Source organism: Streptomyces sp. NPDC002276 (assembly GCF_053891435.1).
On record NZ_JBSFCQ010000031.1, the window covers coordinates 26,847 to 53,601 of the forward strand.

Sequence of the window (26,755 nt, forward strand, 5' to 3'; positions counted from 1 at the left end):
GCCGGCCGGACACGGTGCGGACCGCGAACGTGGACCTTCCTCAACACGTCGGTGAGGGCCTGCGGAGACCGGACGGAATGGGGCGACGGGGCCGGACGGCGTGCTTCAGGGACCCATCCGGCCCTGTCGGGGGTGCGGCGCCGAGGGAGAGTCTTGAGGCCTGGGAAGCAGGACCGGGGCCGCCGGGCCCGACACCGCAAGGTCGCGGATTCGGCGGCACGCGGCTGCCCGTCGGTGAACCGCTGAGCGAGGCGCCCAGGTTCTGGGACTGTGCGAGGGGAAGGGAGAACCGTCATGAGCGGCCCGATCGTAGTAGGAGTCGATGGCTCGCAGTCGGGGATCGCGGCGGTGGAGGCCGCGGCGCACGAGGCCGACCGAATCGGGGTGGACCTCCGGTTGGCGCACGCCTTCGCGTGGCCGTCGGCCCAGGTGCCGCCCGGTGTTCCACCCTGGGATCGGGGTGGGGCCGGAGCGGGCCGGGTGGTGAGGGGCGCGTTGACCGAGGCCGAGCGATGGGCCGTTCGTGCCGTGCCTCATGTCCGTGTGACGCACGAAGTCCTCATGGGTTCCCCCGTGGCGGTGCTGGAGTCCGCATCCCGTGAGGCGTCTCTCATCGTGGTCGGCAGCCGTGCGTCGGGTAGGTCGGGTTCTCTGCGAGCCGGCTCGGTGGCCGTGCAGTTGGCAGCCCACGGACGTTCCCCAGTGTTGGTGGTCCGAGGCAGGCCTGATCCGGCCGGCCCCGTTGTACTGGCCTGCGGCCACACGCAGGACGTTTGGGCGGTGGCGGAGTTCGCCTACGCCGAGGCGTCGGCCCGTGGCGTCGGCCTGGTCGTACTGGACAAGATGACCGCCTGGAACAGCCGGTCGCACCACACCTTCGCCGACGCTCTGTCCGAGCTGGGCGAGAAGTACCCGGACGTCACCGTGCAACGTGCCCGCGTCCGAGGCGGGCTCTGCCGGGCGCTCGTCGACGCGAGCGCCCGCGCACAGCTCGTCGTGGTCGGTTCGCGAAACCGGGACCGCCTCGCGGGAGCACTGCTGGGCCGGGTCAGCCGGGCGGCACTGCACCACGCGGACTGCCCCGTTGCCGTGATCCGCTCGGAGAAGGGGTGACCGGGCGGCGACGTTGCTCGCCGGCGTCGCCGCCTGATGTCGGCGGCGGTTGAATCATGGTTCTGGATCACTTTCAGTGCCGGAGCCACGGTGGGTCACCGAACCCGCGATCATGAACGGCCGTGGGGAGTGTCTTCCTTGAGAGCCTGTGGTTTCACCGGGCCGATGATGTTCGGATCGAAAACGTAGTGGTCGAAGGCGAGTCGGCGGTCGCGAGGCAGGGCGATTGCCGGGCGGGCCAGGTGTTCCGGCTGCGGGGTGAGGTCCGCGCGGGTGCACAGCCGGTATGTACGCCGCCTTGCGGACAGTGCTGTCGGGCACCGCCGAGTGGTGATCGAGTTACAGGTCCGTCGGTTCCGCTGCGGTGAGGGCGTGTGGTCGCAGACGACCTTCGGCGAACAGGTCAACGGGCTGACCTTCCGCTACGGCCGACGCAGTGCGGATCCAGGTGGCGTCCGCGACAGTGGTGGGTGCCCTCTGCAGTCGCCTGGCGAGGTGTCAGGAAAGTCAGCAGGTGGTCAGCATGAGTCCTGAAAAACCCGGGGAGAGCTGACCGTACATGCGACTCGTTGTAGGGTGAAGAAACAGCCCTTGACCTGCAAAAACGCAGGCAGGGAGCCTACTTGTGGGAGCGCCCCGATGTTGCGTACCATGTTCAAATCCAAGATCCACCGTGCCACCGTCACCCAGGCCGACCTGCACTACGTCGGCTCCGTCACCATCGACGCCGACCTGCTGGACGCCGCCGATCTGCTGCCCGGCGAACTGGTCCACATCGTCGACATCAGCAACGGCGCCCGCCTGGAGACGTACGTCATCGAGGGCGAGCGGGGTACCGGTGTCATCGGGATCAACGGGGCCGCCGCCCACCTCGTGCATCCCGGAGACCTGGTGATCATCATCAGTTACGCTCAGGTGTCCGACGCCGAGGCGCGGGCGCTTCGGCCCCGGGTCGTGCACGTGGACTCCGCGAACCGGATCGTGGGCCTCGGCGCAGATCCGTCCGAACCGGTGCCGGGTTCGGAGCAGGCGCGGAGCCCGCAGGCCGTCACGGCCTGACCACCACACCAGGAGACGGCCCATGAGCGAGATCGAGATCCGCGACGACCGGGCGGCGGGCCGCCTGGAGGCGATCGGCGACGGCGAAGGCGACGAAGTCGTAGGCCACATCGAGTACTTCGTCCTCGAATCCCCCGAGCGCGCGCTCGTCCCGGTCCACACGATCGTGGAACCGGCCCACGAGGGAAAGGGCATCGCGGGTTCCCTGGCCCGCGAGCTGTACGGTATCGCCGCGCGCGAGGGCATCGTCGTCGCCCCGCTCTGCCCCTACGTCGTGAAGTGGGCGGCCCGCCACCCCGACGAGGCCCCGGCCGCGGACCCCGCGCTACAGAAGGCGGCGATGGAGTGGCTGACGGCGCACCCCGGCCGCTTCTAGGACCGACGGCCCTGTCGTTGTGAGCGTCCTGGAGAAAGGCCCCGCCCGCGTCCTCGCCCTCCTGCACACCTCACCCGCCCACATCCCGGTCTTCGACGCCCTGCGCGACGAGGACCACCAGGGCCTGGAACTACGGCACTTCGTCGACGAGGAGTTGCTGGCGAGGGCCCGCCGCGAGGGCCCGGAAGCGGTGACCGACGCGGTACGGGACGCGCTGGAGAAGGCCGTCGCCGAAGGGGCCCGGGCGGTGCTGTGCACCTGCTCGACCATCGGCGCGGTGGCGGAGTCGGCCGGGGCCGATGTCGGTGTGCCGGTGCTGCGCGGCGACCGACCGATGGCGGCGGCGGCCGTCGCCACGGGTGCGCGTGTCGTCGTGGCCGCCACGCTGGAGAGCACGCTGGGGCCGACCGCGGCGCTCATCGAGGAGGAGGCCCGCCGCATCGGCCGCTCCGTCGCTGTGCGCACGCTGCTGGTCGACGGCGCCTGGGCCCACTTCGAGGCCGGCGACACGGAGGGCTGCGCCCGGCTCGTCGCTTATGCCGTGGATGCGATCGAGGACGCCGACGCGATCGTCCTGGCGCAGGGATCCATGGCCGCCGCCCAGCAACTGACGACCACCCGGGTACCGGTGCTGTCGAGCCCGAGGTTGGGGCTGGGGGCGGGGGCTCGGGCAGTGCGGGTGGGGTGAGTCCGGTGGGGCCTGGGGGCTTTGGGCCGGGGAGTCCGGCTGCGTTCGGACGGTGCGCATCGGGTGGGTCCGGTGGGGCTTGGGCCAGGGTGTCGGGTGAGTTCGGAAGGGTCCAGCGGCTAAGTGTCGGGTGAGTCTGTCAGGGCTCGGGCGACGTGTGATGGGTCAATGAGGCGGGCCTTGGGGCACGGGTGTCGGGTGAGCCCGGCAGGGCCCGGGCTGTGCGTCAAGTGAGTCTGGCAGTGCTCCGACGACGCGCTGTCGGGTGAGTTCGGCGGGGCCCAGGCCGCGCGTGGCGGGTGAGTCCGGCGGGGTCCGGAGGCTCTGCGCCGGGTGACTCCGGCAGAGCCCGGGATATGCGGCGGATGAACCCGTCGGCGTCCGGATGGTGCGCGTCGGCCGAGTCCAGCGGCGGTCCGGCCCGCGCGTGGCATGGGCCCGCCCGGGTGAGTGGCCGCGCGGGTGTCGGGTAGGTGGGGGAGTAGTCCAGAGCCGACGCACCCACTGGCTGGAGGACACCATGACCAACCCGTACCCCGACCCCGTACTACCCGGACCCGCTTCTGGCCCCGACCCCGTACCCCCGGGACCGACCCCGGGCCCCGGCCCCGTACCGCCAGGCCCGACTCCCGGCCCCGGCCCCACGCCAGGCCCGGACCCGGAACCGCCGATGCCCCGGCCCACGCCACCGCCCGGCCGCGTCCCTGGCCCGTCCCCGGTCCCACCCGGGCCGACCCCGGAGCCCTCTCCGTCCCCCATCCCGCCGGGACCGGGACCGGAACCCGTACCGAACCCGGAGCCGGGACCGCCGCTCACCTGAAGCGGGTCGTATGAAGCCGGCCGTATGCGGCCGGGCACCCGCAAGTCGCCCACCTGAAGCCGACACCCGGCCATGACGCCCGCCAGCCTCGCCGAGCCCGCCGCCCGCCCTCCGTCCCGGCCGCTCTCCTGGCAGGATGGCCGATATGGAACGTGTGCTTGGAATCGGCGGACACTTCATGCGGGCCGACGACCCCGCGGCCCTCACCGCCTGGTACCGCGACTGCCTCGGTCTCGACGTCGACGAGCATGGGCTGTGGCAGCAGGAAGCCGGGCCGACGGTGTTCGCGGCCTTCCCCGCCGACACCGACTACTTCGGGTCCCGCGCCCAGCGGACCATGCTCAACTTCCGGGTCCGCGACCTCGACGCGATGCTCGCGCAGTTGCGCGCCAAGGGCGCGGACGTGGACGCGGAGACGCAGGACATGGACGGTGTCGGCCGCTTCGGCTGGGTCACCGACCCCGAGGGCAACCGCATCGAACTGTGGCAGCCCGCCTGACCGGATCCCCGGCAGGCGGGCTGGGTACGGTGGGCGACGTCAGCCCGTGACCTCCGAGCGGTCACCGCCCCACAAGGTGTGGAACGAGCCGTCCCGGTCCACCCGGCGGTACGTGTGCGCCCCGAAGAAGTCCCGCTGTCCCTGCGTGAGCGCCGCGGGCAGCCGCTCGGCGCGCAGTGCGTCGTAGTAGGCGAGGGCCGCCGAGAAGCCGGGCGTGGGGACACCCTGGCGGGTCGCCGCTACGACGACTTCGCGCCAGTCGTCCTGCGCCGCCGCGATCTCCTGCGCGAACGTCTCGTCCGACAGCAGGCTCGGCAGGTCCGCGCGGGCGTCGTACGCGGCGCGGATGCGGTCGAGGAAGGCCGCGCGGATGATGCAGCCGCCGCGCCAGATCGAGGAGACCGCGCCGAGGTCGACGTTCCAGTCGTACTCCTCGCTGCCCGCCGCGATCTCGTGGAAGCCCTGCGTGTACGACACGATCTTCGACGCGTACAGCGCCTGCTCGACCCGGTCCGCGAAGGCCGCCGCCTCGGCCTCGCCCAGGGGAGTCGCCGTCGGTCCGGCCAGACCCCGTGACGCCTCGCGCAGCGCCGCGTGCCCGGAGAGGGAGCGGGCGAAGACCGCCTCGGCGATGCCGGAGACCGGGACGCCGAGGTCGAGGGCGATCTGGACCGTCCAGCGGCCGGTGCCCTTCTGCTCGGCCTGGTCGACGACGACGTCCACGAACGGCTTGCCGGTGGCCGCGTCCACGTGGGACAGCACCTCGGCGGTGATCTCGATCAGGTAGGAGTCCAGCCGGCCCGTGTTCCAGGTGCGGAAGATCTCCGCGATCTTGGCGGGGGAGTACCCGGCGACATCGCGCAGCAGCTGGTACGCCTCGCCGATCAGCTGCATGTCGGCGTACTCGATGCCGTTGTGCACCATCTTCACGAAGTGCCCGGCGCCGTCGGGACCCACATGGGTCACACAGGGCGCCCCGTCCTGCGCCTTCGCGGAGATCTTCTCCAGCATGGGACCGAGCGAGTCGTACGACTCCTTCGGGCCACCCGGCATGATGCTCGGCCCGTGCAGCGCGCCCTCCTCGCCGCCGGAGACGCCCATGCCGACGAAGTGGATGCCCTGCTCGCGCAGGTCGCGCTCGCGGCGCCGGGTGTCCGCGAAGTGCGCGTTGCCACCGTCGATGATCATGTCGCCGGGTTCGAGGAGCGGGGCGAACTCCTGGATCACCGCGTCCGTCGGCTCACCGGCCTTGACCATGATGACCAGGCGGCGCGGTCGCTCCAGCGCGGTCACGAAGTCCTTGGCCGTCTCCGCCGCGATGAAGTCGCCCTCGCCGCCGAACTCCTCCACCAGGGCATGGGTGCGGGACGCGGTCCGGTTGTGCACGGCGACCGTGTAGCCGTTGCGCGCGAAGTTCCGGGCGAGGTTGCGGCCCATGACCGCGAGGCCCGTGACGCCGATCTGCGCTGTAGTGCTCATTCGGTTGGCTCCTAAGGATCAGGAAATCAAGCCTAAAGATCAGGAAGGTCCTGAACGTCGGTGGTACCGGTCGTGCTCGCCAGTATTGCCGCTCGGTCCATCCTGGCCTGCCGGTACCCCGACCGCACGTGCTCACCGCAACCGGAGCGGCCCGCTCGCCACTTGAGCCACAGGGAGGCCGGTTGCGGTCTTGTCATGGCCTGTTCGTGGCGCTTACTTTTGGCCCTCCTGACGTATGTCGAGGGGGATTCTCCATGGCCGTACGCGGCCGGCACCGCCGGTATCAGCCGAACAGGATCAACCGTTCCTCGCTCCTCACGGTCACGGCGGGCGGTGCGGGCCTCGCGATCCCCCTCGTCGGCGCCGGTGCGGGCAGTGCCCAGGCGGCCGATGTGAGCACCTGGAACAAGGTCGCCGCCTGCGAGTCCAGCGGCGACTGGAACATCAACACCGGCAACGGGTACTACGGCGGGCTCCAGTTCACCCAGTCCACCTGGGAGGCCTACGGCGGCACGGCGTACGCGAGCCGCGCGGATCTCGCCACCCGGGACCAGCAGATCGCCGTCGCGGAGAAGGTGCTCAAGGGCCAGGGGCCCGGCGCCTGGCCGGTGTGCTCGGTGCGCGCCGGGCTCACCCGGGGCGGCGACACCCCCGACATCCACGTCGGCGGCACCAAGACCACCGACACGGCCAAGTCCAAGGCCGAGGACGCCAAGGCACAGACCGTCAAGCGGTCCGTGAAGGACGTACAGCCGCAGACCACACCGCAGTCCCGCGCGGGCACCGTCGAGATGTACACGGTGGTGCGCGGCGACACCCTCTCCGGGATCGCCGAGACCGAGCGCGTCGACGGCGGCTGGCACGGGCTCTACGCCGAGAACCGTACGACCGTCGGCGACGACCCGGACCTGATCCTGCCGGGTCAGCGGCTGAACCTGCACGCCAAGACCGACACCACGACCCGTACCACGACGAAACCGGCCACCAGGCCAACCACCAAACCGGCCACCAAGTCCGCGACGAAGAAGGCCACTTCGGACACCGCGGAGAAGAAGACCACCACCAAGAAGTCGACGAGTCACTCACTCGTCGCCCCCGTCAACGCCCCCATCGGCACGGCTTACCACGCGGAGGGCTCCGCCTGGTCGAAGGGCTACCACACCGGCGTCGACTTCCTTGTCCCCACCGGCACTTCGGTGAAGGCCATCGAGGCCGGGCAGGTCGTCACCGCGGGCTGGGGCGGCTCGTACGGCTACCAGGTGGTGATCCGGCACGCCGACGGGCGGTACTCGCAGTACGCGCACCTGTCCGCGATCTCGGTGCGGGACGGGCAGTCCGTCGGCGCCGGGCAGCGCATCGGGCGGTCGGGGTCCACCGGCAACACCACGGGCCCGCATCTGCACTTCGAGGTGCGGACGGGGCCCGAGTTCGGTACCGACATCGACCCGCTCGCCTATCTGCGGGCCGGCGGCGTCAGGATTTGACTCGGGTGCGATGCCGGTCGTGGACCGGCATCATCACGTACAGCCCGGCGTGGAACGGGCCGAAGTAGCTCGGCGTTTCGGCCGACCCGGCCGGTTCCAGGGTCCCGTAACCCTCGTCGGCCGGGACCGCCGCCGGGGCCGGGACGAGGATGTCCCCGGCCGTGACGCCGAGGTCCGCGTCGACGTCCGCGCTCACGTCGACGGGCTGTCCAGAGAGGGCGTCGAGCAACTCCTCGATGGGCGACGGCGTGACGGGAGTCGCCGTGGTGGCCGGTGCGTGCTCGCTCTCCAGCCGCTCCGTGGTCAGCAGGATCAGGCCACCGGCGGCGACCACTCCGGCGCTCAGGGCGAGCAGGGTGCCCGTCGTGCCGTAGCGGAAGGTCTCGCCGAACATCGTGATGCCGACGACGGCCGCCACCACCGGGTTCACGACCGTCAGGACGGCCAGCGGAGCCGCCAGGCCCGCGCCCCGGTAGGAGGCCTGCGAGAGCATCAGACCGGCCACGGCGAACACGGCGATCACGGCGAGGAAGGGGATGTCGGACGCCGATATCGCGCCGTTGTCCCAGTCGACCGTCACCGTCTTCGTGAACACCGAGGACATGCCGAACGCTATGCCGGACGCGGTCGCCAGCAGCACGCTGCGCACCGCCGGGTGCCGGTGTGCCGCGCGGCCCGCGATCATCAGGGTCACGACCACCGCGCCGGTGAACACCGCCACGGACACCCGCTGGGCGGTGCTCAGCGAGTGGCTGTCGGACGTGCCGACCAGGGAGAGCAGACCGGCGAGACCGATCGTCGCCATGATCGCGCCGCGCCAGGCGGTGGAACCGGCCTTGCGGCCGACGAACAGGGCCGCCATCGGCAGCGCGAACACGATGGTCAGCGCACCCAGCGGCTGCACCAGGCTCAGCGGGCCGTAGGCCAGCGCCACCACGTGCAGCAGACCACCCGAACCGTTCAACGCGACCGCCGCCCACCAGCTCGGGCGGCGCAACGGCGCGTACTCCTGGTCGGGAGAGGACACCGCGACGCGCTCCTGCACGATCGCTCCGCCCGCGTAGGCCACGGCGGAGACGAGCGACAGCACGATGGACAACGCGAGGGCGCTCATCGGCAGCTCCTCTGCGTCAGGCGGGTACCTCTGGCACCACGCGGCGAACGGTCGGCTTTCATACAGAACACGATGCCGCTCGATGTTCTTCCCGTCGTCGTACCTGAGCACCGATTGGGTAGTACTGCCGATGGAGTACGAATCGCCCCTTGTCCTCCCCAAGGTGGGTGACAGCAGGGGGACACCCCCTGGGTGGAACCCCTAGGAGCCTTGGTACTACTGCTGTTCGTGGACCTCGACCCCGAACTCGCCGCGCTCCGCGCCCTCGGTGGCTTCTTCGTACTACGCACGGGCGCAGCACCGAACGGCCCGCTGCCGACGCTCGCGACGATCTACGAAAACCCGGTGTCGGATGTTTACCGAAATTCCCTGACTTTCCGTGTCCGTGTCGTCGCAGAGCGTCTCCAGGCCCCTGAGCTGCGCATTGCCGCCTCGGTCGCACAGCAGGCACTCGCGGCCCGGTTGTGGTCGACGGCACTCGGCTGCGCCGCCCTCTACGGCCGCATCCCGGACCTCGACCCACGCCTGCTGCACTGGGACGCGGGCAGCGCCGCGCCGGACGACCTGTGGCTCGCCGAGGTCCGCCCCCTGCCCGCCGACGCCCTGGCGGACGTCGTGCTCCACGGCCACCTGGAACCCCTGACCGCCACCCTGGTGACCCACCACCGCATGTCCGCCGGCCTGCTGTGGGGCAACGCGGCCTCCGCGCTGGCGGGCGCGGCCCGCGAACTCGACCGATGGGCACGCGCGCGTGGCCGTACGGAAGTGGCCACGCGCGCGCGTGCCCTCACCGAGGAACTTCTCGCCCACCCCCTCCTCGCCGGCACCGGAACCCTCACCGGAACCGCCTTCCGGCGCCGCAGCTGCTGCCTCTACTACCGGGTCCCCGGGGGCGGGGTCTGCGGAGACTGCTGCTTCACACAGCCGCCCGGCTCTTCCCCGAAAGCCGCTTCTGGGTGACCATGAGTGCAATCAGCCGCTGAGAACAAGGGGTTACGGGTGCGAGTGGGACTGCTGACCCGGGAGTACCCGCCGGATGTGTACGGCGGCGCGGGCGTCCATGTGGAGTTCCTGGCCCGGGAGTTGAGGCCCCTGGTCGACCTGGACGTGCACTGCTGGGGCGAGGGCCGCACGGAGGGCGTCGTACGCCACCGCTCCTGGCCGACCCTGGACGGCGCCAACGACGCCCTGCGCACGTTCTCCGTGGACCTCTCCATGGCCGCCGCCCTCGAAGGCCGCGAACTCGTCCACTCGCACACCTGGTACGCCAACCTCGCCGGCCACTTCGCCAAGCTCCTCTACGGCGTCCCGCACGTGATGACCGCCCACTCCCTGGAGCCGCTGCGCCCCTGGAAGGCCGAGCAGCTCGGCGGCGGCTACGCCCTCTCCAGCTGGGCCGAGCGCACCGCGATCGAGGCCGCGGACGCCGTGGTCGCCGTATCGGGAGCCATGCGCGAGGACATCCTCGCCTGCTACCCGTCGCTGGACCCCGCCACGGTGCGGGTCATCCACAACGGCATCGACACCACGCTCTACCGCCCCGACCACGACACCGACGTCCTCACGCGGCTCGGTATCGACCCCGACCGCCCCTACGTCCTGTTCGTCGGCCGGATCACCCGCCAGAAGGGCGTGCCCCATCTGCTGCGCGCGGTGCGCGGCCTCGACCCGGCCGCGCAGGTCGTGCTGTGCGCGGGCGCGCCCGACACGCCGGAGATCGACCGCGAGTTCCGCGACCTCTTCGAGGAGCTGAGCCGGGTCCGCGAGGGCGTGCACTGGATTCCCCAAATGCTGCCCCGCCCGGAGGTCATCCAGCTCCTCACCCACGCCACCGTCTTCGCCTGCCCCTCGGTCTACGAGCCCCTGGGGATCGTGAACCTGGAGGCGATGGCCTGCGGTACGGCCGTGGTCGCGTCGCGTGTCGGGGGCATCCCCGAGGTGGTGGCGGACGGCGAGACCGGCCTCCTGGTGTCCATCGAGGAAAACTTCGAGGAGAACCTGGCGTCGGCCCTCGACTCCGTGCTCGCCGACCCGGAGACTGCGAAGCGCATGGGCGAGGCAGGGCGGAAGCGCGCGGTGGGCGAGTTCGGCTGGGACGCCGTGGCGCTGCGCACCGCGCGGCTCTACGCGGAGATCCTCAAACAGGCTTAGTGTGCGCTGCTCAGGGGCAGGCTGGGGTCAACCAGGGTGAGGGGAGCGGCCATGCGTCGTGGCGGACCTTCGGTGCTCGGGATCGTACTGGCGGGCGGTGAGGGCAAGCGGCTGATGCCCTTGACCGCCGACCGGGCCAAACCCGCGGTCACCTTCGGCGGCACGTACCGCCTCGTGGATTTCGTGCTGTCCAATCTCGTCAACGCCGACATCCTGCGCATCTGCGTCCTCACGCAGTACAAGTCGCACTCGCTGGACCGCCACATCACCACCACCTGGCGCATGTCCAGCCTGCTCGGCAACTACGTCACACCCGTCCCGGCGCAGCAGCGCCTGGGCCCGCGCTGGTACCTCGGCAGCGCGGACGCGATCCTCCAGTCGCTGAACCTGATCTACGACGAGCGCCCCGAGTACGTCGCGGTCTTCGGCGCCGACCACGTCTACCGGATGGACCCCCGGCAGATGCTCGCCCAGCACATCGACAGCGGCGCGGGCGTCACCGTGGCCGGAATCCGCGTCCCGCGCGCGGAGTCCTCGCAGTTCGGCGTGATCACCCCGGGCTCGGACGGCCAGACGGTCGAGCGCTTCCTGGAGAAGCCCGCCGACCCGCCGGGCCTGGTCGACGACCCGGAGTGCGTCTACGCCTCGATGGGCAACTACATCTTCACCACCAAGACCCTGATAGAGGCCCTCCAACGGGACGCGGAGGACGTCAGCTCGATCCACGACATGGGCGGCTCGATCCTGCCAGCCCTCACCGACCGGGGCGAGGCCGCGCTGTACGACTTCAGCGCCAACCACGTCCCCGGCGAGACCACCCGCGACCAGGGCTACTGGCGCGACGTCGGCACCCTGGACGCCTACTACGACGCCCACATGGACCTCATCGCCGAGCGCCCCGCCTTCAACCTCTACAACCGCAACTGGCCCATCTACACCCACTCCGGCCAGCTCTCCCCGGCCCGCTTCAACGCCGGCGGCATGGCCAGCGAGTCGATCATCAGCTCCGGGTGCCTCATCCGCGGCCAGGTCACCCGCTCGGTGCTCTCCCCGGGCGTGGTGGTCGACCCCGGAGCGGTCGTGCAGGGCTCGATCCTGCACGACAACGTCCACATCGGGCGCGGTGCGGTGGTCCGGGGCGCCGTCCTGGACAAGAACGTCGAGGTACCGCCGGGCGCGACGATCGGGGTCAACCCGGAGCGCGACGCGGACCTGTACACGGTCTCCAAGGGGGGCGTGATCGCCCTGGGGAAGGGCCAACTGGTCACGTAGCAGCGAACATCGGCCCCGGTGCGTCCCGACCGCACCGGGGCTTTGCCGTGCCATGACCCAGGCTTGTCATGTCCCTGGACGGAAGGCGGAATCCGTGTTGTCATGCCAACTGCTGCCCATGACAACGTTGTTATGGAGGTTCCGTGCGCATCAGACGTCTCAGAGACCGACTCGCGTTACTGCTCGCGCTGGCACTCGGCATCGCCGCCCTGGCCGCCGTCCCCACCGCGAGCGCCACCACCGCCGACGACCCCGTCGAGATCCACGGCCTGAAGGGCGAGTACTACACCCAATCCGCCCCGGGTGCCTTCGACTTCGCCGACCTCAAGGCCACCGGCGTCGACCCGAACCTCGACTTCGACAACCTCGAACCCCGACTCGCCTTCACCACCGGCCAGTCCGACGACGTGAGCATCCGCTGGACCGGAAAGATCGTCCCGACGAAAACCGGCCCCCACACCTTCTCGATCATCGGCGACAACGGCTTCCGCCTCTGGATCGGCGGACAGCTCGCCATCGACCACTGGGTCGACGACTGGGACCGCGAACAGACCGCCGCGCCCGTCGAGTTGACCGCCGGCACCGCCTACGACATCAAGGTCGAGTACTTCGAGCACTACGGCGGCTCCAACCTCCACCTCCGCTGGACCGAACCAGGCGGCACCAAGGTCCCCGTCCCGCAGTCGGCCTTCCGCCTCCCCGACGGCTACGACTACGACGGCGCCCTCGCCACCACGGTCACCAGCACCGGCCGCACCCTCAAGCTCGACTTCGCCCAGCCCCTCGCCACGCCCCCGGCTGACCTCACCGACCACCTCGAAGCGGTGATCGGCGGCGCCAAGTGGCCGCTGGGAGCCGTCGAGTTGGACCCGGCGAACCCGCGCACCCTGCTCGTCCCGCTCAGCGAACCCGTCGTGGGCGACAAGACGGGCACCGCCCCCGGCACCGCAGACATCCGCTACGACGGCGAAGCCAGCTTCACCACGGCCGATGGCAACGTTATCAACGCGTTCTGGAGCACCGGCCCGAACCACTCCACCCACGAACTGCGCACCCAGTGGGCCGACCAGGTGGGCCCGCACAACGCACTCCCCGACTACCCGCGCCCCCAGCTCACCCGCACCGACTGGCGCAACCTCAACGGCAGTTGGCAGTTCGCGGCGGCCACGGCGGGCGAACAGCCACCGATCGGCCGTGACCTCGCCGAGCGCATCCTCGTCCCGTACCCCGTCGAGTCCCAGCTCTCCGGCCTCGAACGGCACGAGGACCGCATGTGGTACCGCCGCACCTTCACCGTCCCCGCCGACTGGAGGATCGGCTCGGGCAAGCGGCTGATGCTCAACTTCGGTGCCGTCGACTGGCGGGCCGAGGTCTACGTCAACGGCACGAAGGTCACCGAACACCAGGGCGGCTACGACAAGTTCAGCGCCGACGTCACCGACGCCCTGAAGCCCGGCCGCACCCAGGAACTGATCGTCGGCGTCTACGACCCCACGGACGCGGCGAACGGCGAGAACCCCCCGATCGGCAAACAGCGCCTCGACCCGAGCGGCATCTGGTACACCCCGACCTCAGGCATCTGGCAGACGGTCTGGATGGAACCGGTCGCCCCCGACCACGTCGACTCCCTCAAACTCACCCCGGACGTCACCAGGAGCCAACTCACCGTCGAAGCAAAGGGAGTTCGGGACGGCATACCGATCACGGCGACGGCATACGACGGAAAGCGAGCGGTGGCCACCGCACACGGCCGCACCGGTGACCCGCTCACCCTAACTATCAAGAACCCCCAACTCTGGTCGCCGGACCACCCGTTCCTCTACGACCTGAAGGTCACCGTCGGCGAGGACCGCGTCGGCAGCTACTTCGGGATGCGCTCGATCGCCGTCGAGAAGGTGAACGGCGTCCCGCGCACGGTCCTCAACGGCAAGCCCATCTTCATGATGGCCACCCTCGACCAGGGCTTCTGGCCCGACGGTCTCTACACCGCACCGACCGACGAGGCACTCGCCCACGACCTCAAGGTGCACAAGGAGTTGGGCTTCAACGCGGTGCGCAAGCACATCAAGGTCGAGCCCGACCGCTGGTTCTACTGGGCCGACCGACTCGGCCTCATGGTGTGGCAGGACATGCCCGCGATGACCGCCGGGGTGAACCCGTCACCCGCCGCCCGCGCCGAGTACGAGCGCGAGCTGAAGCAGATGATCGACCAGCACATCAGCAGCCCGTCGATCGTCATGTGGGTGACGTTCAACGAGGGTTGGGGCCAGTACGACGAGGCTCGCATCGCCGACCAGGCCAAGGCCTGGGACCCGACGCGGCTCGTCAACAGCATGTCCGGCATCAACCTCGGCGTCGACGGCGGCACCGGCGACATCATCGACGAACACGGCTATCCCAGCCCCGCCCTGCCACCCCATCCGGACGGTCAACGCGCCCTGGTCAGCGGCGAGTATGGCGGTCTCGGGCTCGCGGTACCGGGACACGCATGGTCGGTCCAGCAGTCGTACGTCGACGTCGACCCGGCCGCCTACACCGACGACTACCTCACCAAGCTCGCCGAGGTGCACGCCCTGACCTGTCAGGGGAGCAACGGCGCGGTCTATACGCAGATCTCCGACGTCGAGGGCGAGTTGAACGGCCTGATGACGTACGACCGGCGGGTCCTCAAGCCCGACGCGCAGCGGGTGCGGGCGGCCCAGCAGGCCCTGATCCGCGATGCCTCGCAGGCGACCCCCGCAAGGTGCCCCACCACCTGAACTCCCTTGGAGGACCCATGAGATGGACCCGGCGCCTGCGGTTGTGCATGGCGGGGGCGGTGGCAGTCTCCGCGCTGTTCGCCGCCCCCGCCACAGCCTCCGCCAGCGGTCAACTCACCGACCTGGTCAACCCGTTCATCGGCACCGAGAATGACGGCAACACCTATCCCGGCGCCGCCGTGCCCTTCGGCATGGTGCAGTTCTCGCCGGACACCGGCCACAACACCGGCTACGACTACTCCCAGAACCACATCCGCGGCTTCTCCCTCGTGCACCTCTCCGGCGTCGGCTGCGGGCTGGGCGGCGATCTGCCCGTACTGCCCACGACCGGCGAGGTGACGCGGACGGACTACGCCCAGTACGCGGCCGAGTTCAGCCACGACGACGAACACGCGAGCCCCGGCTACTACCAAGTCGGCCTGAAGACAGGTATCGAGGCCGAACTCACGGCGACCGCGCGCACCGGCGTCCAGCGCTACACCTTCCCGGCCACCGACAAGGCCAACGTCCTGCTCAACGCGGCCCAGTCACTACACTCCGGCGTCTCCTCGAAGGTGGAGGTCCTCGACAACCGGACCGTACGCACCACCATCACCGGCCGCGGTTTCTGCCAGGACACCAAGCCCTACACCGTCCACACGATCACTCACTTCGACCGGCCTTTCACCGCGTACGGCACTTGGAACGGTCCAGCAGTGACCGCCGGTTCCAGGACCGGGAGCGGCGGCGCGTACGTCCGCTTCGACACGACGAAGGACCGTACGGTCGAGGCGACCACGGCCCTCTCGTACGTCGACGCGCACGGCGCTGCGGTCAACCTCCGTGCGGAGGGCGGGAGTTCCTTCGACGCGGTACGCCACCGGGCCCAACGGGCCTGGGAGGACCGGCTCGACGACGTCCGCGCCCAAGGAGGCTCCGACAGTCTGCGCCGGACCTTCTACTCGTCCTTGTACCGGTCCTTCCTCGCGCCCAACATCGGCAGCGACGCCGACGGCCGCTACACCGGCTGGGACCAGAAGATCCACCGAGCGAATGGCTTCACCTACTACCAGAACTGGTCCTTGTGGGACACCTACCGCACCCAGTCCCAACTCCTCGCCCTCCTCGCACCCCGCGAGGCCCGGGACATGGCGATCTCGGTGATCAGGATCGACGAGGAGAGCGGCTGGCTGCCCAAGTGGGGCTACGGCACGGTCGAGACGAACATCATGACCGGCGACCCGGTCACGCCGTTCCTGACGAATGCCTATCAGCAAGGGCTGCTCAAGGGGTACGAGGAGCGTGCCTACCGGGCGTTGAAGCGGAACGCCGACGGTGTGCCGCCCACCGAGTCGGCGGCGGTCGGGCGGGAAGCCAACAAGGAGTACATCGCCGAAGGCTTCGCGCCGTACATCAAGGACCGCCCGCACGCGAAGCCCGGTGACTCGGACTACGACCACGGGGCCTCGGCCACCCTGGAGTACGCCCTCTCGGACGCGATGCTCGCGCAGATGGCCCGCGACCTGGGGCACCCTGCCGACGCCGCCCGATATGCGGCCCGCGCCCAGAGCTATCGCAACATCTTCGACCCCTCGACCGGCTTCTTCCGCGCCCGCGACACCTCCGGCGCCTTCGTCGGTCCGGCCGACCCGGCGCAGAGCGAGGGCTTCCACGAGGGCACGTCGTGGCAGTACCAGTGGCTCGTCCCGCAGGACCTGCCCGGCATGGTCGACCTCATCGGCGGGCAACAGGCGGCCAACCAGCGGCTGGACTCCTTCTTCGCCTACGACCAACTGCTCGCCGACCCCGCGAAGACGGCCCGTGAGGTCTGGGTCAACGGGCCGTACGACTACTACAACGCGGACAAGTACAACCCGCAGAACGAGCCCGACCTGATCGCCCCGTACACCTACCTGTCGACTGGACAGCCGTGGAAGACGACCGACGTCGTCCATGCCGCGCTGACCCTGTTCACGGACGGCCCGACCGGCATGACCGGCAACGACGACCTCGGCACCATGTCCGCCTGGAACGTGCTGTCGTCGATCGGGATCTTCCCGGTCCAGCCCGGCTACGACACCTGGGGCCTGTCCACGCCCGTCTTCGAGCGGGTCGACCTGACCCTGGACCGCCGCTACTACCCGCACGGCGCCCTGACCATCAAGGCACCCGGCACCTCCGCCGGCGACCGCTACATCCAGGCGGCCCGGACGGACGGGACGTCGTACGACCGCACCTATCTCACGACCGGGTTGCTGAGGTCCGTACGGTCGCTGGACTTCACGGTCGGCCCGCACCCGTCGGAGTGGGGTACGTCACCCAAGGCGGGGCCACCGGCACTGAAGTGATCTCAGGCGCCACTGGAGTCCCGCCCCTCCCACGGGGGCGGGACCGGGGTGAGTCGTTACCTGCTGTTAACTGTGCGTAGCTTGATCGTACTTGACCGTAATCGCTTGTCGGCGCTTCACTGCTTGCTCACCCCTAGTCGACGCGAGGCAAGCCTTTGACTTCCGATCTGCTCGCTCCTCTCGACCTGGCGTTCTGGAACATCGAGTCCGACCGGAACCCGATGCACCTGGGCGCACTCGGCGTCTTCTCGGCACACTCGCCGACCGCGGGAGCCCACGCCGCCGACCTCCTCGCCGCCCGGGCCGCCGCCGTCCCCGGGCTGCGCATGCGCATCCGGGACGTGTGGCGGCCGCTGTCCCTGTCCTTCGGGAGCGCCACCCGCGAGGAGGACCCCGACTTCGACCCGCTGCACCACGTCCGGCTGCACGCCCCGACCGCCGACTTCCAGGAGGTCGCGGGCCGGCTCATGGAACGCCCGCTGGAGCGCGGCCGACCCCCGTGGGAGGCGCATGTGCTGCCGGGCGAGGACGGTGTCTCCTTCGCCGTGCTGTTCAAGTTCCACCACGCCCTCGCCGACGGACTGCGGGCGCTGACCCTCGCCGCCGCGATCCTCGACCCGATGGACATGCCCGAGCGGCGCCCGCGTCCCGCCGAACCCGCGCGCGGTCTGCTGCCCGATGTGCGCAAGCTGCCGGGGCTGCTGCGGGGCGCCCTGTCCGACGTAGGCCGGGCCCTCGACATCGGGGCGTCCGTCGCCCGCTCGACCCTCGACGTCCGTTCGTCGGCGGCGCTGGCCTCCGAGCCGTCGGGCACCCGCCGTACCGCCGGAGTCGTGATCGATCTCGACGACGTGCACCGGATCCGCAAGACCGTCGGTGGGACCGTCAACGACGTGCTCATCGCCGTCGTCGCGGGCGCCCTGCGCCGCTGGCTCGACGAACGCGGCGACGGCAGCGAGGGCGTCGCGCCCCGCGCCCTGATCCCCGTCTCCAAACGCCGCCCGCGCGGCGCGCAGCCACAGGGCAACCGGCTCTCCGGGTACCTGATACGGCTGCCCGTCGACGACCCCGACCCGCTCGGGCGGCTCGACTCGGTGCGCGCGGACATGGACCGCAACAAGGACGCGGGCCCCAACCGGGGCGCGGGCGCCGTCGCCCTGCTCGCCGACCACGTACCGGCGCTCGGCCACCGGCTCGGCGGACCGTTCGCCGCACAGGCCGCCCGGCTCTGGTTCGACATCCTTGTCACCAGCGTCCCGCTGCCCGGCATCGGTCTGAAGCTCGGCGGCAACCCGGTCACCGCGGTCTTCCCGTTCGCCCCACTGGCCCGCGGGCAGTCCCTCGCGGTCGCCGTCTCCACCTTCCGCGGACACGTCCACTACGGGCTCGTCGCGGACGCGGCGGCCGTACCGGATCTCGATCTGTTCGCCCGCGCTCTCACCGAGGAGGTGGAGACGCTCATCACCGCCTGCGGGTCGTGACGTGGAACGAGTTTGGTGCTGCGGCCCGGCACTCCGTAAAATTCCCTGTTCGACGGCCGGTGCGCTCTGAGCGCCGCCGCGGACGACCCAAGGAAACGGCAGCGCGATGACGGTGACAGAGAACGGCTCCACGACCCCGGACGAGGTCGTGTACGGGCCCGGCATCGACCCCGAGCGGCTGGCCGTCTGCCTCAGCGTGCTCGACGAACTGGAGAAGATCGACGTCGACCACCCCGACGCGATCACCGTGCGCCGGGCCACCGCGGGCATCTACCGCAGCGTCAAGCAGCGCCGCCGTCAGGACCGCAGGGCCGCGAAGACCGCGCACGACAAGGCCGTCACCGAGTCCACCGCGACCGGCTCCGCGCAGCGCATCGACGACGAGACCGAGGGCCTGCTCCCGTCGTCGGTGACGGAGGAGGGCCGGATCGCCGGGATCCTCCAGCGCCCGCGCTCCTGCTACACCTGCAAGACCCGGTACGTGGAAGTCGACTACTTCTACCACCAGCTCTGTCCCGACTGCGCCCGCCTGAACCGCGAGAAGCGCGACGTCCACGCCGACCTCACCGGCAAGCGCGCGCTGCTCACCGGCGGTCGCGCCAAGATCGGCATGTACATCGCGCTGCGGCTGCTGCGCGACGGCGCCCACACGACGATCACGACGCGTTTCCCCAAGGACGCCATCCGCCGCTTCAAGGCGATGGACGACTCGGCGGACTGGCTGCACCGCCTCGACGTCGTCGGCATCGACCTGCGCGACCCGGCCCAGGCCGTCGCCCTCGCCGACCAGATCGCCGAGGCGGGCCCCCTGGACATCCTGATCAACAACGCGACCCAGACCGTACGACGGCTGCCGTCCGCCTACGCCGCGCTCGTGGACGGCGAGAGCGCCCCGCTGCCCGCCGGTGAGCTGCCCGCCCACCAGGTCATCGGCGCCTTCGGTTCCGGCGCGGTGGACGGCCTTGCCGCGCTGCCCGTCGGCATCAGCGGCCTCGACGCCCAGCAGGTCGCCGACCTCGCCCTGGTCGCGGGCAACGCCAGCGTCGCCCGGCACCTGGACGGCACGGCCATCGACGCCGGCGGCCTGGTCCCCGACGTGGTCGACACCAACACCTGGGTGCAGACCATCGAGCAGATCTCCCCGGTGGAGCTGCTGGAGACCCAACTCTGCAACTACACCGCGCCGTTCATCCTGATCAGCAAGCTCCGCCCGGCCATGGCCGCCGCCGCGAAGGCCGCGGCCAGCGGACGCGCGTACATCGTCAACGTCTCCGCGATGGAGGGCGTCTTCGGGCGCGGCTACAAGGGCGCCGGGCACCCGAACACCAACGCCGCCAAGGCCGCCATGAACATGGTGACCCGGACCAGCGGCCAGGAGATGTTCCAGACCGACGGCATCCTCATGACCTCCGTCGACACCGGCTGGATCACCGACGAACGCCCCCACTACGACAAGCTCCGCCTCGCCGAGGAGGGCTTCCACGCACCGCTCGACCTGGTCGACGGCGCGGCCCGGGTCTACGATCCGATTGTGTGCGGTGAACTGGGCGAGGACCTGTACGGCGTCTTCCTGAAGGACTACGCGCCCGGTAAGTGGTAACCCGCCGCTCCGGGCACGAGGCCCGGTGACCGCCGGGTCCCGGCCCTGGTGAGCACCGCGCGAGGAGGTTCCCATGGCCAGTGCGCACGGCGTCGATCCAAGGGCCTTCAAGGACCCGCGCAACCACTACCCGACCGACGACCAGTTCTACGCGAGCGACCGTCCGGCCCACCCCGTCCTGCCGGAGGACCGCCCGCGCGGCGGCGGGTCCACGGCCACGGTCAAGCACCGCGGCATCTGGGCCACCGTCGCTCTCGTCGCCGGGATCGTCCTGCTGATCCTTGTGGGGATCGCCCTGTTCCCGTGAGCGAGCCGGTCATGAGTGCGGCGGCCCCGCCGACCTCAGCCGGTCGTGGACGGCGTACCCGCCCGACGTGTACGCCGCCCGCACCCGCGTCCCGCCGTCCACCAGCAGCTCCGCCCCGGTGATCCACTCGGCCTGGTCGGAGGCCAGCCACAGCACGGCCCGTGCGATGTCGGCCGGTTCCCCGATCCGGCCGAGCGGCAGCCCGGCGGCGATCTCCGCCTCGCCCGGCTCCCACACGAAGCGCGCCATCTCGGTGCGTACGAGTCCGGGGGAGACCGAGTTGACCCGCACCCCCGGCGCGAGTTCCCCCGCGAGCTGCTGGGTGAGGTGAAGGAGCGCGGCCTTGCTGGTGGAGTACGCCCCGACGTTCGGCCCGACATGCCCGGCACCCTCCGTGCACACGTTGACCACCCCGCCGCCGTGCTCCCGCATCCACGCCCGCCACGCGCACTGCACCAGCCGCAGCGGCGCCTCGACGTTCACGGCGAACGCCGTCCGCCAGGCATCCGGATCGGCCTCCATCAGCGGGCCGTACGGCTGGTTCGTCGCCGCGTTGTTGACGACCACGTCGATCCGGCCGAAGGCGCGCAGCGCGAACTCGGCCAACTCCCTCGGGTGTTCGGGGTCGCCGACATCCCCGGCCAGTCCCACCCCGCCCAACTCCTCGGCGACGCGCGCCACTTCACCGGCGTCCCGCGCGCTCACGCACACCAGCGCCCCAACCCCGGCGAACGCCTCGGCGACCGCGCGACCGATCCCGCGCGTACCCCCGGTGACCAGGACGGCCCGGCCCCGCAGACCGTACGACGACGACGTCATCGCCGTACGATCTCATGACGGACCGTCAGTCGACAGCCCCCAGGCGGGAGTTGGGAAGTCGGGAGTTCCGGGCGGCGACGATGCCCAGGACCGTGCGCCAGTCCTCCAGGACCCCGGCGTCGAGGCCGACGACCTTGGCCGCGTCGTCGGCCTGGCGGAGGGTGATCGCGTCGTCGGCGAGCGGATCGCGCTCGAAGGCGACGGCCTCGGCGCGGGACATCGGGCCGCCTTGGGCGCGGAGCGTCAGCGTGCTCTGCGCGGACAGGTCGTGGTCCGGTGCGGCGGTGGCCAGATAGCGCTTCGCGGGCACGTGCAGCCGGACCAGGTGGGCGACCCGCTCGCCGAGCAGTGCGTGGACCGCGTCCGCCGCGTGGTCGGCGTGCCCGGCGTCGTCTCCGGGTTGCAGGAGATGCCCGATGTCGTGGACCAGGCCGGCGACCTGGAGTTCCTTGTCGGCGGGGCGACTTCGGCGCAGCAGCGCGGCCGTCTGTAGTGCGTGGTCGTGCAGATCGACCGGATCACCGCTCCGGTCCGGGGTGTCCCAGGCACCCCGGCAGGCGTACAGCAGGTCCATCAGCTCCTCGACGCTGCGCAACTCCATGCGTCAGTCCTCCCGCGAGACAGCCTGTGCGGAACGCCAGGAGATCATGGCGAGCTTTCGGCGCAGCCAACGGGACCTGAACTGCGCGACGCCTTCAGTGACGTAGGCCATGTCCTCGTTGGCGCGGTCCTCGGTGTTACCGGGAGTCGGGCCGTGTGCGGGCGGAGCCCGGTCCGGCCAGGCCGTGCAGGAGCGTGTCGACCATCCGCTCGATCCGGTCCTCCTCGACGGGTTGCCGGACGAGCAGCGCCCTGAAGTGCAGCGGTGCGACCAGCAGTTCGAGGGTGAGCTGGTGGTCGGTGTCGGCCGGAAGCTCGTGGCGGTCGATGGCGCGGTCGACGATGATCCGGGTGACGTCGTAGCGGGTCTCCCAGAACCGGGCGCGGCTCTCGGCCAGTTGGGGATCCTCCTCGGCGGTGGCCAGCGCCTGGGCGAGTGCGGCGCCCAGGGGAGTGTTCAGGTAGGCCGTGATCAGCCGGGCCAGCGCGATCATGTCGTCGCGGAGGTTCCCGGTGTCGGGGACCGGTAGTTGTTCCTGGCTGTAGGACAGCAGCGCGTCCAGGATCAGGCTCGGCAGTGCGCCCCAGCGCCGCTGGATCGAGGTGGCGTGGACGCCCGACCGCCGGGCGATCTCGCTCATGGTCAAGCCGTCCGTGCCGTTCTCGGCGAGTGCTTCCAGGGTCGACCGCAGGACATCGGAGCGGACCCGTGCGGACCGGCCGCCCGGACGGCGGGACGCCTCGACCTGGTCGCTCGTCTCGTTCTTGCTCACGGCATCACGTTAACGCATGAATCTTGCGTTTGTATTCGAGGGGGCGTAGCGTCCGCTAACGCAGAATGTGTGCGTTAGTGATTGGGTTGCGGAAAGAACGGAAGGAGCCGTCATGTCCTACCAATGGCCGCTGGACGCGTCGGAGCTGTTCGGCGAGCGGTATCCGCAGATGGTCAACACCGGGCTGCCGGTGGCCGACGTCGACGCCGTGCGGGCCGCGGTCACCGAGATGTGGGCGGACGCTCCAGGCGGTTGGGTCCACGAGTGGTCGAAGCTGGCCGCGGCCTACGCCGACGCGGGAGCCCATGAGCAGGCGGCGCTGGCCTACGGATGGGCGAAGTTCCCCGCCCTGGCCGACGAGAGCAAGCGGGCCGCGCTCGCCAAGCAACTGGAGCAGTACCGGCTCGCCGCTCCCGGTTTCGGGGTGCGGTTCGATCGGTACGTGCTGGAACTGCCGTACCAGGGAGACACCACCAGCGTCCCGGTCCACGTGCTCGCGCCCTTCGACCTCCCCGCCGACCGGCCGGTGGTGCTCGCCAGCGGAGGCGTGGACAGCTGGAAGATGGACGTGCACGCGCTGATGGTGCTGCTCGCCATCCAACTGCGCACCCGGGTGCTGGTGTTCGACATCGCGGGAACCGGCGAGTCGACGGTCCCGATGACCGGCGCCGGCGGCGCGGACATGGTCAGCGGGCTGATCGGTCACGCCCGGTCGCTGGGCAACGGCGTGGTGGCGCACCTGGGCATCTCGATGGGCGGGTACTTCTCGGCCCGTTCGGGTCTCGGTGGTGAGGTCGACGCGGCCGTGGTGCTGGGCGGGCCGGTCGAGGCGGCGTTCACCGACGCGCGCAAGGACGCCTTCGGCATGGACGGGATCCTCGGCAACGCGATGGGCTTCGACGCGCTGCCCACCCCCGAGCAACTGGTCGCGGGCAGGGCCGAGTTCTCGCTGCGCCCGCTGCTCGACCAGGACCGCAACAGCCCCATGCTGGTGGTCAACGGCGCCGACGACGTCCATGTGCCCCAGCACGACACCCTGGTGTTCCAGGGCCGCCGCGACACCGTCGTGAACCTCGTCCCCGACACCGGACACTGCGCGGTGAGCAAACTGCCCGAGGTGTTCCCGACGATCATCGGCTGGCTGGACCGCGCGCTGGCCGCCACGGGGGACACGGACCGGTGAGCGACCGTGTCCCGGCCGGTCACGGCTGGGTGGCCCGGTGCACGAAGGCGGGTGGGAGGTTCGGCCACACCACGGTCGAGCGTTCCAACTGGCCGAAACGGCAGGCCAGTTCGGCGGTGAAGCGACGGGCGGGCGGGGTCCAGGCGGCGTGGAGGTAGGCGAAGGTGGTGAACCGGCCGCCGGGCGTGAGGACTTCGGCCACGGCGTCCAGGATGTGCTCGCGCTGTTGCCGGGGCATGACCGTCCACGGCAGCCCGGAGACGACCGCGTCGGCCGGTTCGCCTGCCACGGACGGCAGTTCGGCCGCCGAGCCTCGTACGACGGTCAGGCGTGCGTCGCGCCGGGTGGCCGACAGCCGGGCCGCGAGCACCGGGTTGAGCTCGATCGCGACGAGCCGTGCGGTGGGCGCGAGCCGGGCGAGGATCGCGTCGGTGAACACCCCGGTCCCTGGGCCGAGTTCGACCACGAGCCGGGCCTCCTCCAGGCCGATGCCCTCGGTCATCGCGCACGCCAGCCGTCGTGAACTGGCCGCCACGGCACCAGTTATGAGCGGTCGCTTGAGGAATTCGGTGGTGATCGACATGGCGGCCATGGTGGAAGCGCCCGGGGTGGCCGTACGTCGTGTCCCCGGCCGGTACGTGTACGACCGTGGGAGGACCCCATGACGCCCGCCGGGACGATGTGGGGGAGCGGCCCCGGCCGTAGCGTGAAGTGGTGCTTCGGCTGATCGAGACCCTGTCCCGCCTGCGGCGGAGTCACCCGTGGCTGGCGGACGCCCTGCTGGTCGTACTCGTGGCGGTGCCGCCGGTGATCCGACCGGAACCGGGCTGGCGGCCGGTCTGGGTGCAGGCGGTCGTGTATGTCGCCCTGGTACTGCCCCTGTTGTGGCGCCGCCGCCGGCCGGTGCTGGTCGCGGCCCTGGTGACCGCGGTGTTCTGGGCGCAGTACCTCGGACACGTGTGGGGACAGGAGCCGGGCCGCGGCGCCGTCGCCCTGGCCGCGGCACTGGCCACCCTCACGGTGCGCGGCCTGCGCCGCGCCGCCGCGGTCACGGTGGTCTGCGCCGCCGGCTGCGTACTGCTGTGGATTCCCGCGTGGCAGCGGGACTACGGCGGCGGCCCGGGCGCCCGGGGGGCCTGGCTCACCCCGCTCGCGGTGGGGCTGCTGCTGGCCGGGGCCTGGGTGTTCGGCGAGTACGTCCGGGCGCGGCGCGCCTACGTCGCCGAGTTCGAACGGCGGGCCGCGCTCGCCGAGTCGGAACGCCTCGCCCTGGCCAAGGTCGCCGTCGCCGAGGAGCGGGCGCGCATCGCCCGCGAGATCCACGACGTCCTCGCGCACAGCGTGAGCGTGATGGTGCTGAACGCCGAGGGCGGCAGGCTGATGCGGCAGATCGACCCCGCCGTCGTCGATCGCACCCTCGGCGTCATCAGCGCGACCGGCCGCGAGGCCCTCGGCGAACTGCGCCGACTGCTGGAGGTGTTGCGCACCCCCGACGCGTCCGCGGACTCCGGGTTCACTCCCGATGGTTCCGCTTCCGACGGGGCCGGTCTCGATGGCGTCGTTCCCGATGGGGTCGGTCCCAATGGGGTCGGCGAACACCTGTCGGACGATCTGCGGCGGCTGGTCGGGCGCCTCAACACAAGTGGCAGGCATGCCCAGTTGGACCTTCGCGGAGAGCGGGACGGACTTCCGCCGGACCTCACCGCGCAGACGTACCGCATCGTTCAGGAGGCGCTCACCAACGTCGTCAAGCACGCCCGTCCGGACGCCACGATCCACGTAGGGGTCGACACCGGTAGCCAGGGGCCCGGGCGGCTGGTCCGCGTCCGGGTGGAGAACTCGGCCGGAGTGTCGGGCGGACGTCCGGCTCCGCCGCTCCCGTCCGGTCGCGGACTCACCGGCATGCGTGAGCGCACCGCCCTGTACGGCGGGCGCCTCGACGCCGGTCCCACGCCCGACGGCGGCTACCGCGTCGTAGCAACTCTGCGTCCTGTCGGGCCCGGGTCCACCGCGGCGACCGCGTGACCGGCTTCGGCCCGACCCCGGAACGCGCCGCGTCATCGTCGTCGCCGTCGCGGGTGCTGATCTGCGACGACCAGGAGCTGATCCGGATGGGGCTGCGCATGGTCGTCGACAGTCAGCCCGACCTCACCGTGGTGGGCGAGGCCGCCGACGGTGACGCGGCGATCACGGGGGTGGCCGCGCTGGAGCCGGACCTCGTCCTGATGGACGTCCGTATGCCCGGTCTGGACGGGCTCGCCGCGACCGAAATCATCTGCGCGCAGCCCCATGGGCCCCGCATCCTCCTCGTCACCACCTTCGACCTCGACGAGTACGCCTACGCGGCCCTGCGGGCCGGTGCGAACGGCTTCCTCGTCAAGGACGCCCCCGCCGAGGAGATCCTGGTGACCGTCCGCGCGGTACTGCGGGGCGAGACCATGGTGGCGCCCTCGCTGACCCGGCGCCTGGTCGAACGCTTCGTCCTGCACGCTCCCGCGTCCGCGCCCGCCCAGCGTGGCCGGCTGGCGGCTCTCACCGAGCGGGAACGGGAAGTCCTCGCCCTGGTCGCCCGGGGACTGGCCAACGGCGAGATCGCGGACCGCCTCTTCGTCGGGGAGACGACCGTCAAGACCCACCTCGGCCGGATCCTGACCAAGCTCGGCCTCCGGGACCGTATCCACGCGGTGATCTTCGCCTACGAGAGCGGGCTGGTACGGGTCGGGGACTGAGCGGTGACGTCCCGAAAATCGGAGTGACATGAAGTTCACGTTCCGCGTGCGATTCGGGAGGGCCGTGGCAGCCGCTGTCTTGGCCATGGCCGCCCTCCCGAAGACCGCGGTCCCGACGACGA

At 70.8% G+C, this 26,755-nt stretch carries 24 protein-coding genes and 1 pseudogene; 19 read left to right on the forward strand and 6 right to left on the reverse strand.

Features of this window, described 5'->3' with window-relative positions; genetic code table 11:
• Positions 1-294: 294 nt before the first annotated feature.
• The 7 genes and pseudogenes from ACWIHT_RS43925 to ACWIHT_RS43955 all read left to right on the forward strand — a co-directional run.
• Positions 295-495 (forward strand): annotated as a pseudogene (locus ACWIHT_RS43925) (universal stress protein); the annotation flags it as partial.
• A 285-nt stretch (positions 496-780) separates the two neighbouring features.
• Entirely contained in the window at positions 781-1,113 is a 333-nt protein-coding gene (locus ACWIHT_RS43930; protein WP_456174284.1) for a universal stress protein, read from the forward strand.
• Between the two features lie 225 nt (positions 1,114-1,338).
• Complete coding sequence (locus tag ACWIHT_RS43935; protein WP_456174285.1) at positions 1,339-1,647, forward strand: transposase family protein; 309 nt, start codon at positions 1,339-1,341, stop codon at positions 1,645-1,647.
• A gap of 105 nt (positions 1,648-1,752) precedes the next feature.
• Positions 1,753-2,172: an aspartate 1-decarboxylase gene (panD, locus tag ACWIHT_RS43940; protein ID WP_200717505.1), complete on the forward strand. Its 420-nt coding sequence runs from the start codon at positions 1,753-1,755 to the stop codon at positions 2,170-2,172.
• Positions 2,173-2,194: 22 nt separating this feature from the next.
• Positions 2,195-2,548 (forward strand): GNAT family N-acetyltransferase, encoded by a 354-nt coding sequence (locus ACWIHT_RS43945; protein ID WP_200717504.1) that lies wholly within the window; start codon positions 2,195-2,197, stop codon positions 2,546-2,548.
• A gap of 19 nt (positions 2,549-2,567) precedes the next feature.
• On the forward strand, positions 2,568-3,236 hold the full coding sequence (locus ACWIHT_RS43950; RefSeq protein WP_456174242.1) for an aspartate/glutamate racemase family protein: 669 nt from the start codon (positions 2,568-2,570) through the stop codon (positions 3,234-3,236).
• Positions 3,237-4,201: 965 nt separating this feature from the next.
• Positions 4,202-4,555, forward strand: coding sequence for a VOC family protein (locus tag ACWIHT_RS43955; protein ID WP_456174243.1), 354 nt, complete (start codon positions 4,202-4,204; stop codon positions 4,553-4,555).
• A 39-nt stretch (positions 4,556-4,594) separates the two neighbouring features.
• Here the strand turns inward: ACWIHT_RS43955 and gndA are convergent, their stop codons facing one another.
• On the reverse strand, positions 4,595-6,034 hold the full coding sequence (gene gndA, locus ACWIHT_RS43960; RefSeq protein ID WP_456174244.1) for an NADP-dependent phosphogluconate dehydrogenase: 1,440 nt from the start codon (positions 6,032-6,034) through the stop codon (positions 4,595-4,597).
• Positions 6,035-6,288: 254 nt separating this feature from the next.
• Between gndA and ACWIHT_RS43965 the strand changes: the two genes are divergently transcribed.
• Complete coding sequence (locus ACWIHT_RS43965) at positions 6,289-7,518, forward strand: transglycosylase family protein (protein WP_456174245.1); 1,230 nt, start codon at positions 6,289-6,291, stop codon at positions 7,516-7,518.
• On the opposite strand, the gene ACWIHT_RS43970 is transcribed toward ACWIHT_RS43965, so the two are convergent.
• Positions 7,508-8,632 (reverse strand): DMT family transporter, encoded by a 1,125-nt coding sequence (locus ACWIHT_RS43970; protein WP_456174246.1) that lies wholly within the window; start codon positions 8,630-8,632, stop codon positions 7,508-7,510. The two genes, ACWIHT_RS43965 and ACWIHT_RS43970, sit on opposite strands and share 11 nt — an antisense overlap.
• A gap of 210 nt (positions 8,633-8,842) precedes the next feature.
• On the opposite strand from ACWIHT_RS43970, the gene ACWIHT_RS43975 reads away from it, so the two are divergent.
• From ACWIHT_RS43975 to ACWIHT_RS44010, 8 genes are all read left to right on the forward strand, one after another.
• Positions 8,843-9,592: a (2Fe-2S)-binding protein gene (locus tag ACWIHT_RS43975; protein ID WP_456174247.1), complete on the forward strand. Its 750-nt coding sequence runs from the start codon at positions 8,843-8,845 to the stop codon at positions 9,590-9,592.
• A 39-nt stretch (positions 9,593-9,631) separates the two neighbouring features.
• A complete protein-coding gene (glgA, locus tag ACWIHT_RS43980) occupies positions 9,632-10,783 on the forward strand; it encodes a glycogen synthase (protein WP_456174248.1) in 1,152 nt (383 codons plus the stop codon).
• Positions 10,784-10,834: 51 nt separating this feature from the next.
• On the forward strand, positions 10,835-12,055 hold the full coding sequence (glgC, locus tag ACWIHT_RS43985) for a glucose-1-phosphate adenylyltransferase (protein WP_456174250.1): 1,221 nt from the start codon (positions 10,835-10,837) through the stop codon (positions 12,053-12,055).
• A gap of 143 nt (positions 12,056-12,198) precedes the next feature.
• Positions 12,199-14,814: a PA14 domain-containing protein gene (locus tag ACWIHT_RS43990; protein WP_456174251.1), complete on the forward strand. Its 2,616-nt coding sequence runs from the start codon at positions 12,199-12,201 to the stop codon at positions 14,812-14,814.
• 17 nt (positions 14,815-14,831) lie between these two features.
• Positions 14,832-17,141: a GH92 family glycosyl hydrolase gene (locus tag ACWIHT_RS43995; RefSeq protein WP_456174252.1), complete on the forward strand. Its 2,310-nt coding sequence runs from the start codon at positions 14,832-14,834 to the stop codon at positions 17,139-17,141.
• Between the two features lie 155 nt (positions 17,142-17,296).
• Positions 17,297-18,622 (forward strand): wax ester/triacylglycerol synthase family O-acyltransferase, encoded by a 1,326-nt coding sequence (locus tag ACWIHT_RS44000; protein ID WP_456174253.1) that lies wholly within the window; start codon positions 17,297-17,299, stop codon positions 18,620-18,622.
• Positions 18,623-18,728: 106 nt separating this feature from the next.
• Positions 18,729-20,222 carry an SDR family NAD(P)-dependent oxidoreductase gene (locus ACWIHT_RS44005; RefSeq protein WP_456174255.1) on the forward strand — a complete coding sequence of 498 codons (1,494 nt, stop codon included), beginning with the start codon at positions 18,729-18,731 and terminating at the stop codon, positions 20,220-20,222.
• Between the two features lie 73 nt (positions 20,223-20,295).
• Positions 20,296-20,529: a hypothetical protein gene (locus ACWIHT_RS44010; RefSeq protein ID WP_456174257.1), complete on the forward strand. Its 234-nt coding sequence runs from the start codon at positions 20,296-20,298 to the stop codon at positions 20,527-20,529.
• A gap of 9 nt (positions 20,530-20,538) precedes the next feature.
• Here ACWIHT_RS44010 and ACWIHT_RS44015 read toward each other — a convergent pair whose 3' ends face one another.
• The 3 genes from ACWIHT_RS44015 to ACWIHT_RS44025 all read right to left on the reverse strand — a co-directional run bounded on the left by ACWIHT_RS44015 (position 20,539) and on the right by ACWIHT_RS44025 (position 22,721).
• A complete protein-coding gene (locus ACWIHT_RS44015; RefSeq protein ID WP_456174258.1) occupies positions 20,539-21,348 on the reverse strand; it encodes an SDR family oxidoreductase in 810 nt (269 codons plus the stop codon).
• 25 nt (positions 21,349-21,373) lie between these two features.
• Positions 21,374-21,949, reverse strand: a complete 576-nt coding sequence (locus tag ACWIHT_RS44020) for an HD domain-containing protein (RefSeq protein ID WP_456174259.1) — start codon at positions 21,947-21,949, stop codon at positions 21,374-21,376.
• Between the two features lie 136 nt (positions 21,950-22,085).
• Positions 22,086-22,721 carry a TetR-like C-terminal domain-containing protein gene (locus tag ACWIHT_RS44025; RefSeq protein ID WP_456174260.1) on the reverse strand — a complete coding sequence of 212 codons (636 nt, stop codon included), beginning with the start codon at positions 22,719-22,721 and terminating at the stop codon, positions 22,086-22,088.
• Positions 22,722-22,833: 112 nt separating this feature from the next.
• Here ACWIHT_RS44025 and ACWIHT_RS44030 point away from each other — a divergent pair, with 112 nt between their 5' ends.
• The gene (locus ACWIHT_RS44030) at positions 22,834-23,904 is read left to right on the forward strand and encodes an alpha/beta hydrolase (RefSeq protein WP_456174261.1); all 1,071 of its coding nucleotides are present in this window, start codon (positions 22,834-22,836) and stop codon (positions 23,902-23,904) included.
• A gap of 19 nt (positions 23,905-23,923) precedes the next feature.
• Here ACWIHT_RS44030 and ACWIHT_RS44035 read toward each other — a convergent pair whose 3' ends face one another.
• Positions 23,924-24,487, reverse strand: coding sequence for a class I SAM-dependent methyltransferase (locus tag ACWIHT_RS44035; protein WP_456174262.1), 564 nt, complete (start codon positions 24,485-24,487; stop codon positions 23,924-23,926).
• 131 nt (positions 24,488-24,618) lie between these two features.
• Here ACWIHT_RS44035 and ACWIHT_RS44040 point away from each other — a divergent pair, with 131 nt between their 5' ends.
• Both ACWIHT_RS44040 and ACWIHT_RS44045 read left to right on the forward strand, forming a co-directional pair.
• A complete protein-coding gene (locus tag ACWIHT_RS44040) occupies positions 24,619-25,929 on the forward strand; it encodes a sensor histidine kinase (RefSeq protein WP_456174263.1) in 1,311 nt (436 codons plus the stop codon).
• Positions 25,926-26,633: a response regulator gene (locus ACWIHT_RS44045; protein WP_456174264.1), complete on the forward strand. Its 708-nt coding sequence runs from the start codon at positions 25,926-25,928 to the stop codon at positions 26,631-26,633. The genes ACWIHT_RS44040 and ACWIHT_RS44045 overlap by 4 nt, the downstream gene beginning before the upstream one ends.
• Positions 26,634-26,755 lie beyond the last annotated feature (122 nt).

Coding starts and splice junctions, on each gene's coding strand:
- ACWIHT_RS44035 (WP_456174262.1), bottom strand. CDS start 24,487: ATGTCGATCACCACCGAATTCCTCAAGCGACCGCTCATAACTGGTGCC.
- ACWIHT_RS43955 (WP_456174243.1), top strand. CDS start 4,202: ATGGAACGTGTGCTTGGAATCGGCGGACACTTCATGCGGGCCGACGAC.
- gndA (WP_456174244.1), bottom strand. CDS start 6,034: ATGAGCACTACAGCGCAGATCGGCGTCACGGGCCTCGCGGTCATGGGC.
- ACWIHT_RS44010 (WP_456174257.1), top strand. CDS start 20,296: ATGGCCAGTGCGCACGGCGTCGATCCAAGGGCCTTCAAGGACCCGCGC.
- ACWIHT_RS44020 (WP_456174259.1), bottom strand. CDS start 21,949: ATGGAGTTGCGCAGCGTCGAGGAGCTGATGGACCTGCTGTACGCCTGC.
- ACWIHT_RS44030 (WP_456174261.1), top strand. CDS start 22,834: ATGTCCTACCAATGGCCGCTGGACGCGTCGGAGCTGTTCGGCGAGCGG.
- ACWIHT_RS43970 (WP_456174246.1), bottom strand. CDS start 8,632: ATGAGCGCCCTCGCGTTGTCCATCGTGCTGTCGCTCGTCTCCGCCGTG.
- ACWIHT_RS44005 (WP_456174255.1), top strand. CDS start 18,729: ATGACGGTGACAGAGAACGGCTCCACGACCCCGGACGAGGTCGTGTAC.
- glgC (WP_456174250.1), top strand. CDS start 10,835: ATGCGTCGTGGCGGACCTTCGGTGCTCGGGATCGTACTGGCGGGCGGT.
- ACWIHT_RS43995 (WP_456174252.1), top strand. CDS start 14,832: ATGAGATGGACCCGGCGCCTGCGGTTGTGCATGGCGGGGGCGGTGGCA.
- ACWIHT_RS43945 (WP_200717504.1), top strand. CDS start 2,195: ATGAGCGAGATCGAGATCCGCGACGACCGGGCGGCGGGCCGCCTGGAG.
- panD (WP_200717505.1), top strand. CDS start 1,753: ATGTTGCGTACCATGTTCAAATCCAAGATCCACCGTGCCACCGTCACC.
- ACWIHT_RS43965 (WP_456174245.1), top strand. CDS start 6,289: ATGGCCGTACGCGGCCGGCACCGCCGGTATCAGCCGAACAGGATCAAC.
- ACWIHT_RS44015 (WP_456174258.1), bottom strand. CDS start 21,348: ATGACGTCGTCGTCGTACGGTCTGCGGGGCCGGGCCGTCCTGGTCACC.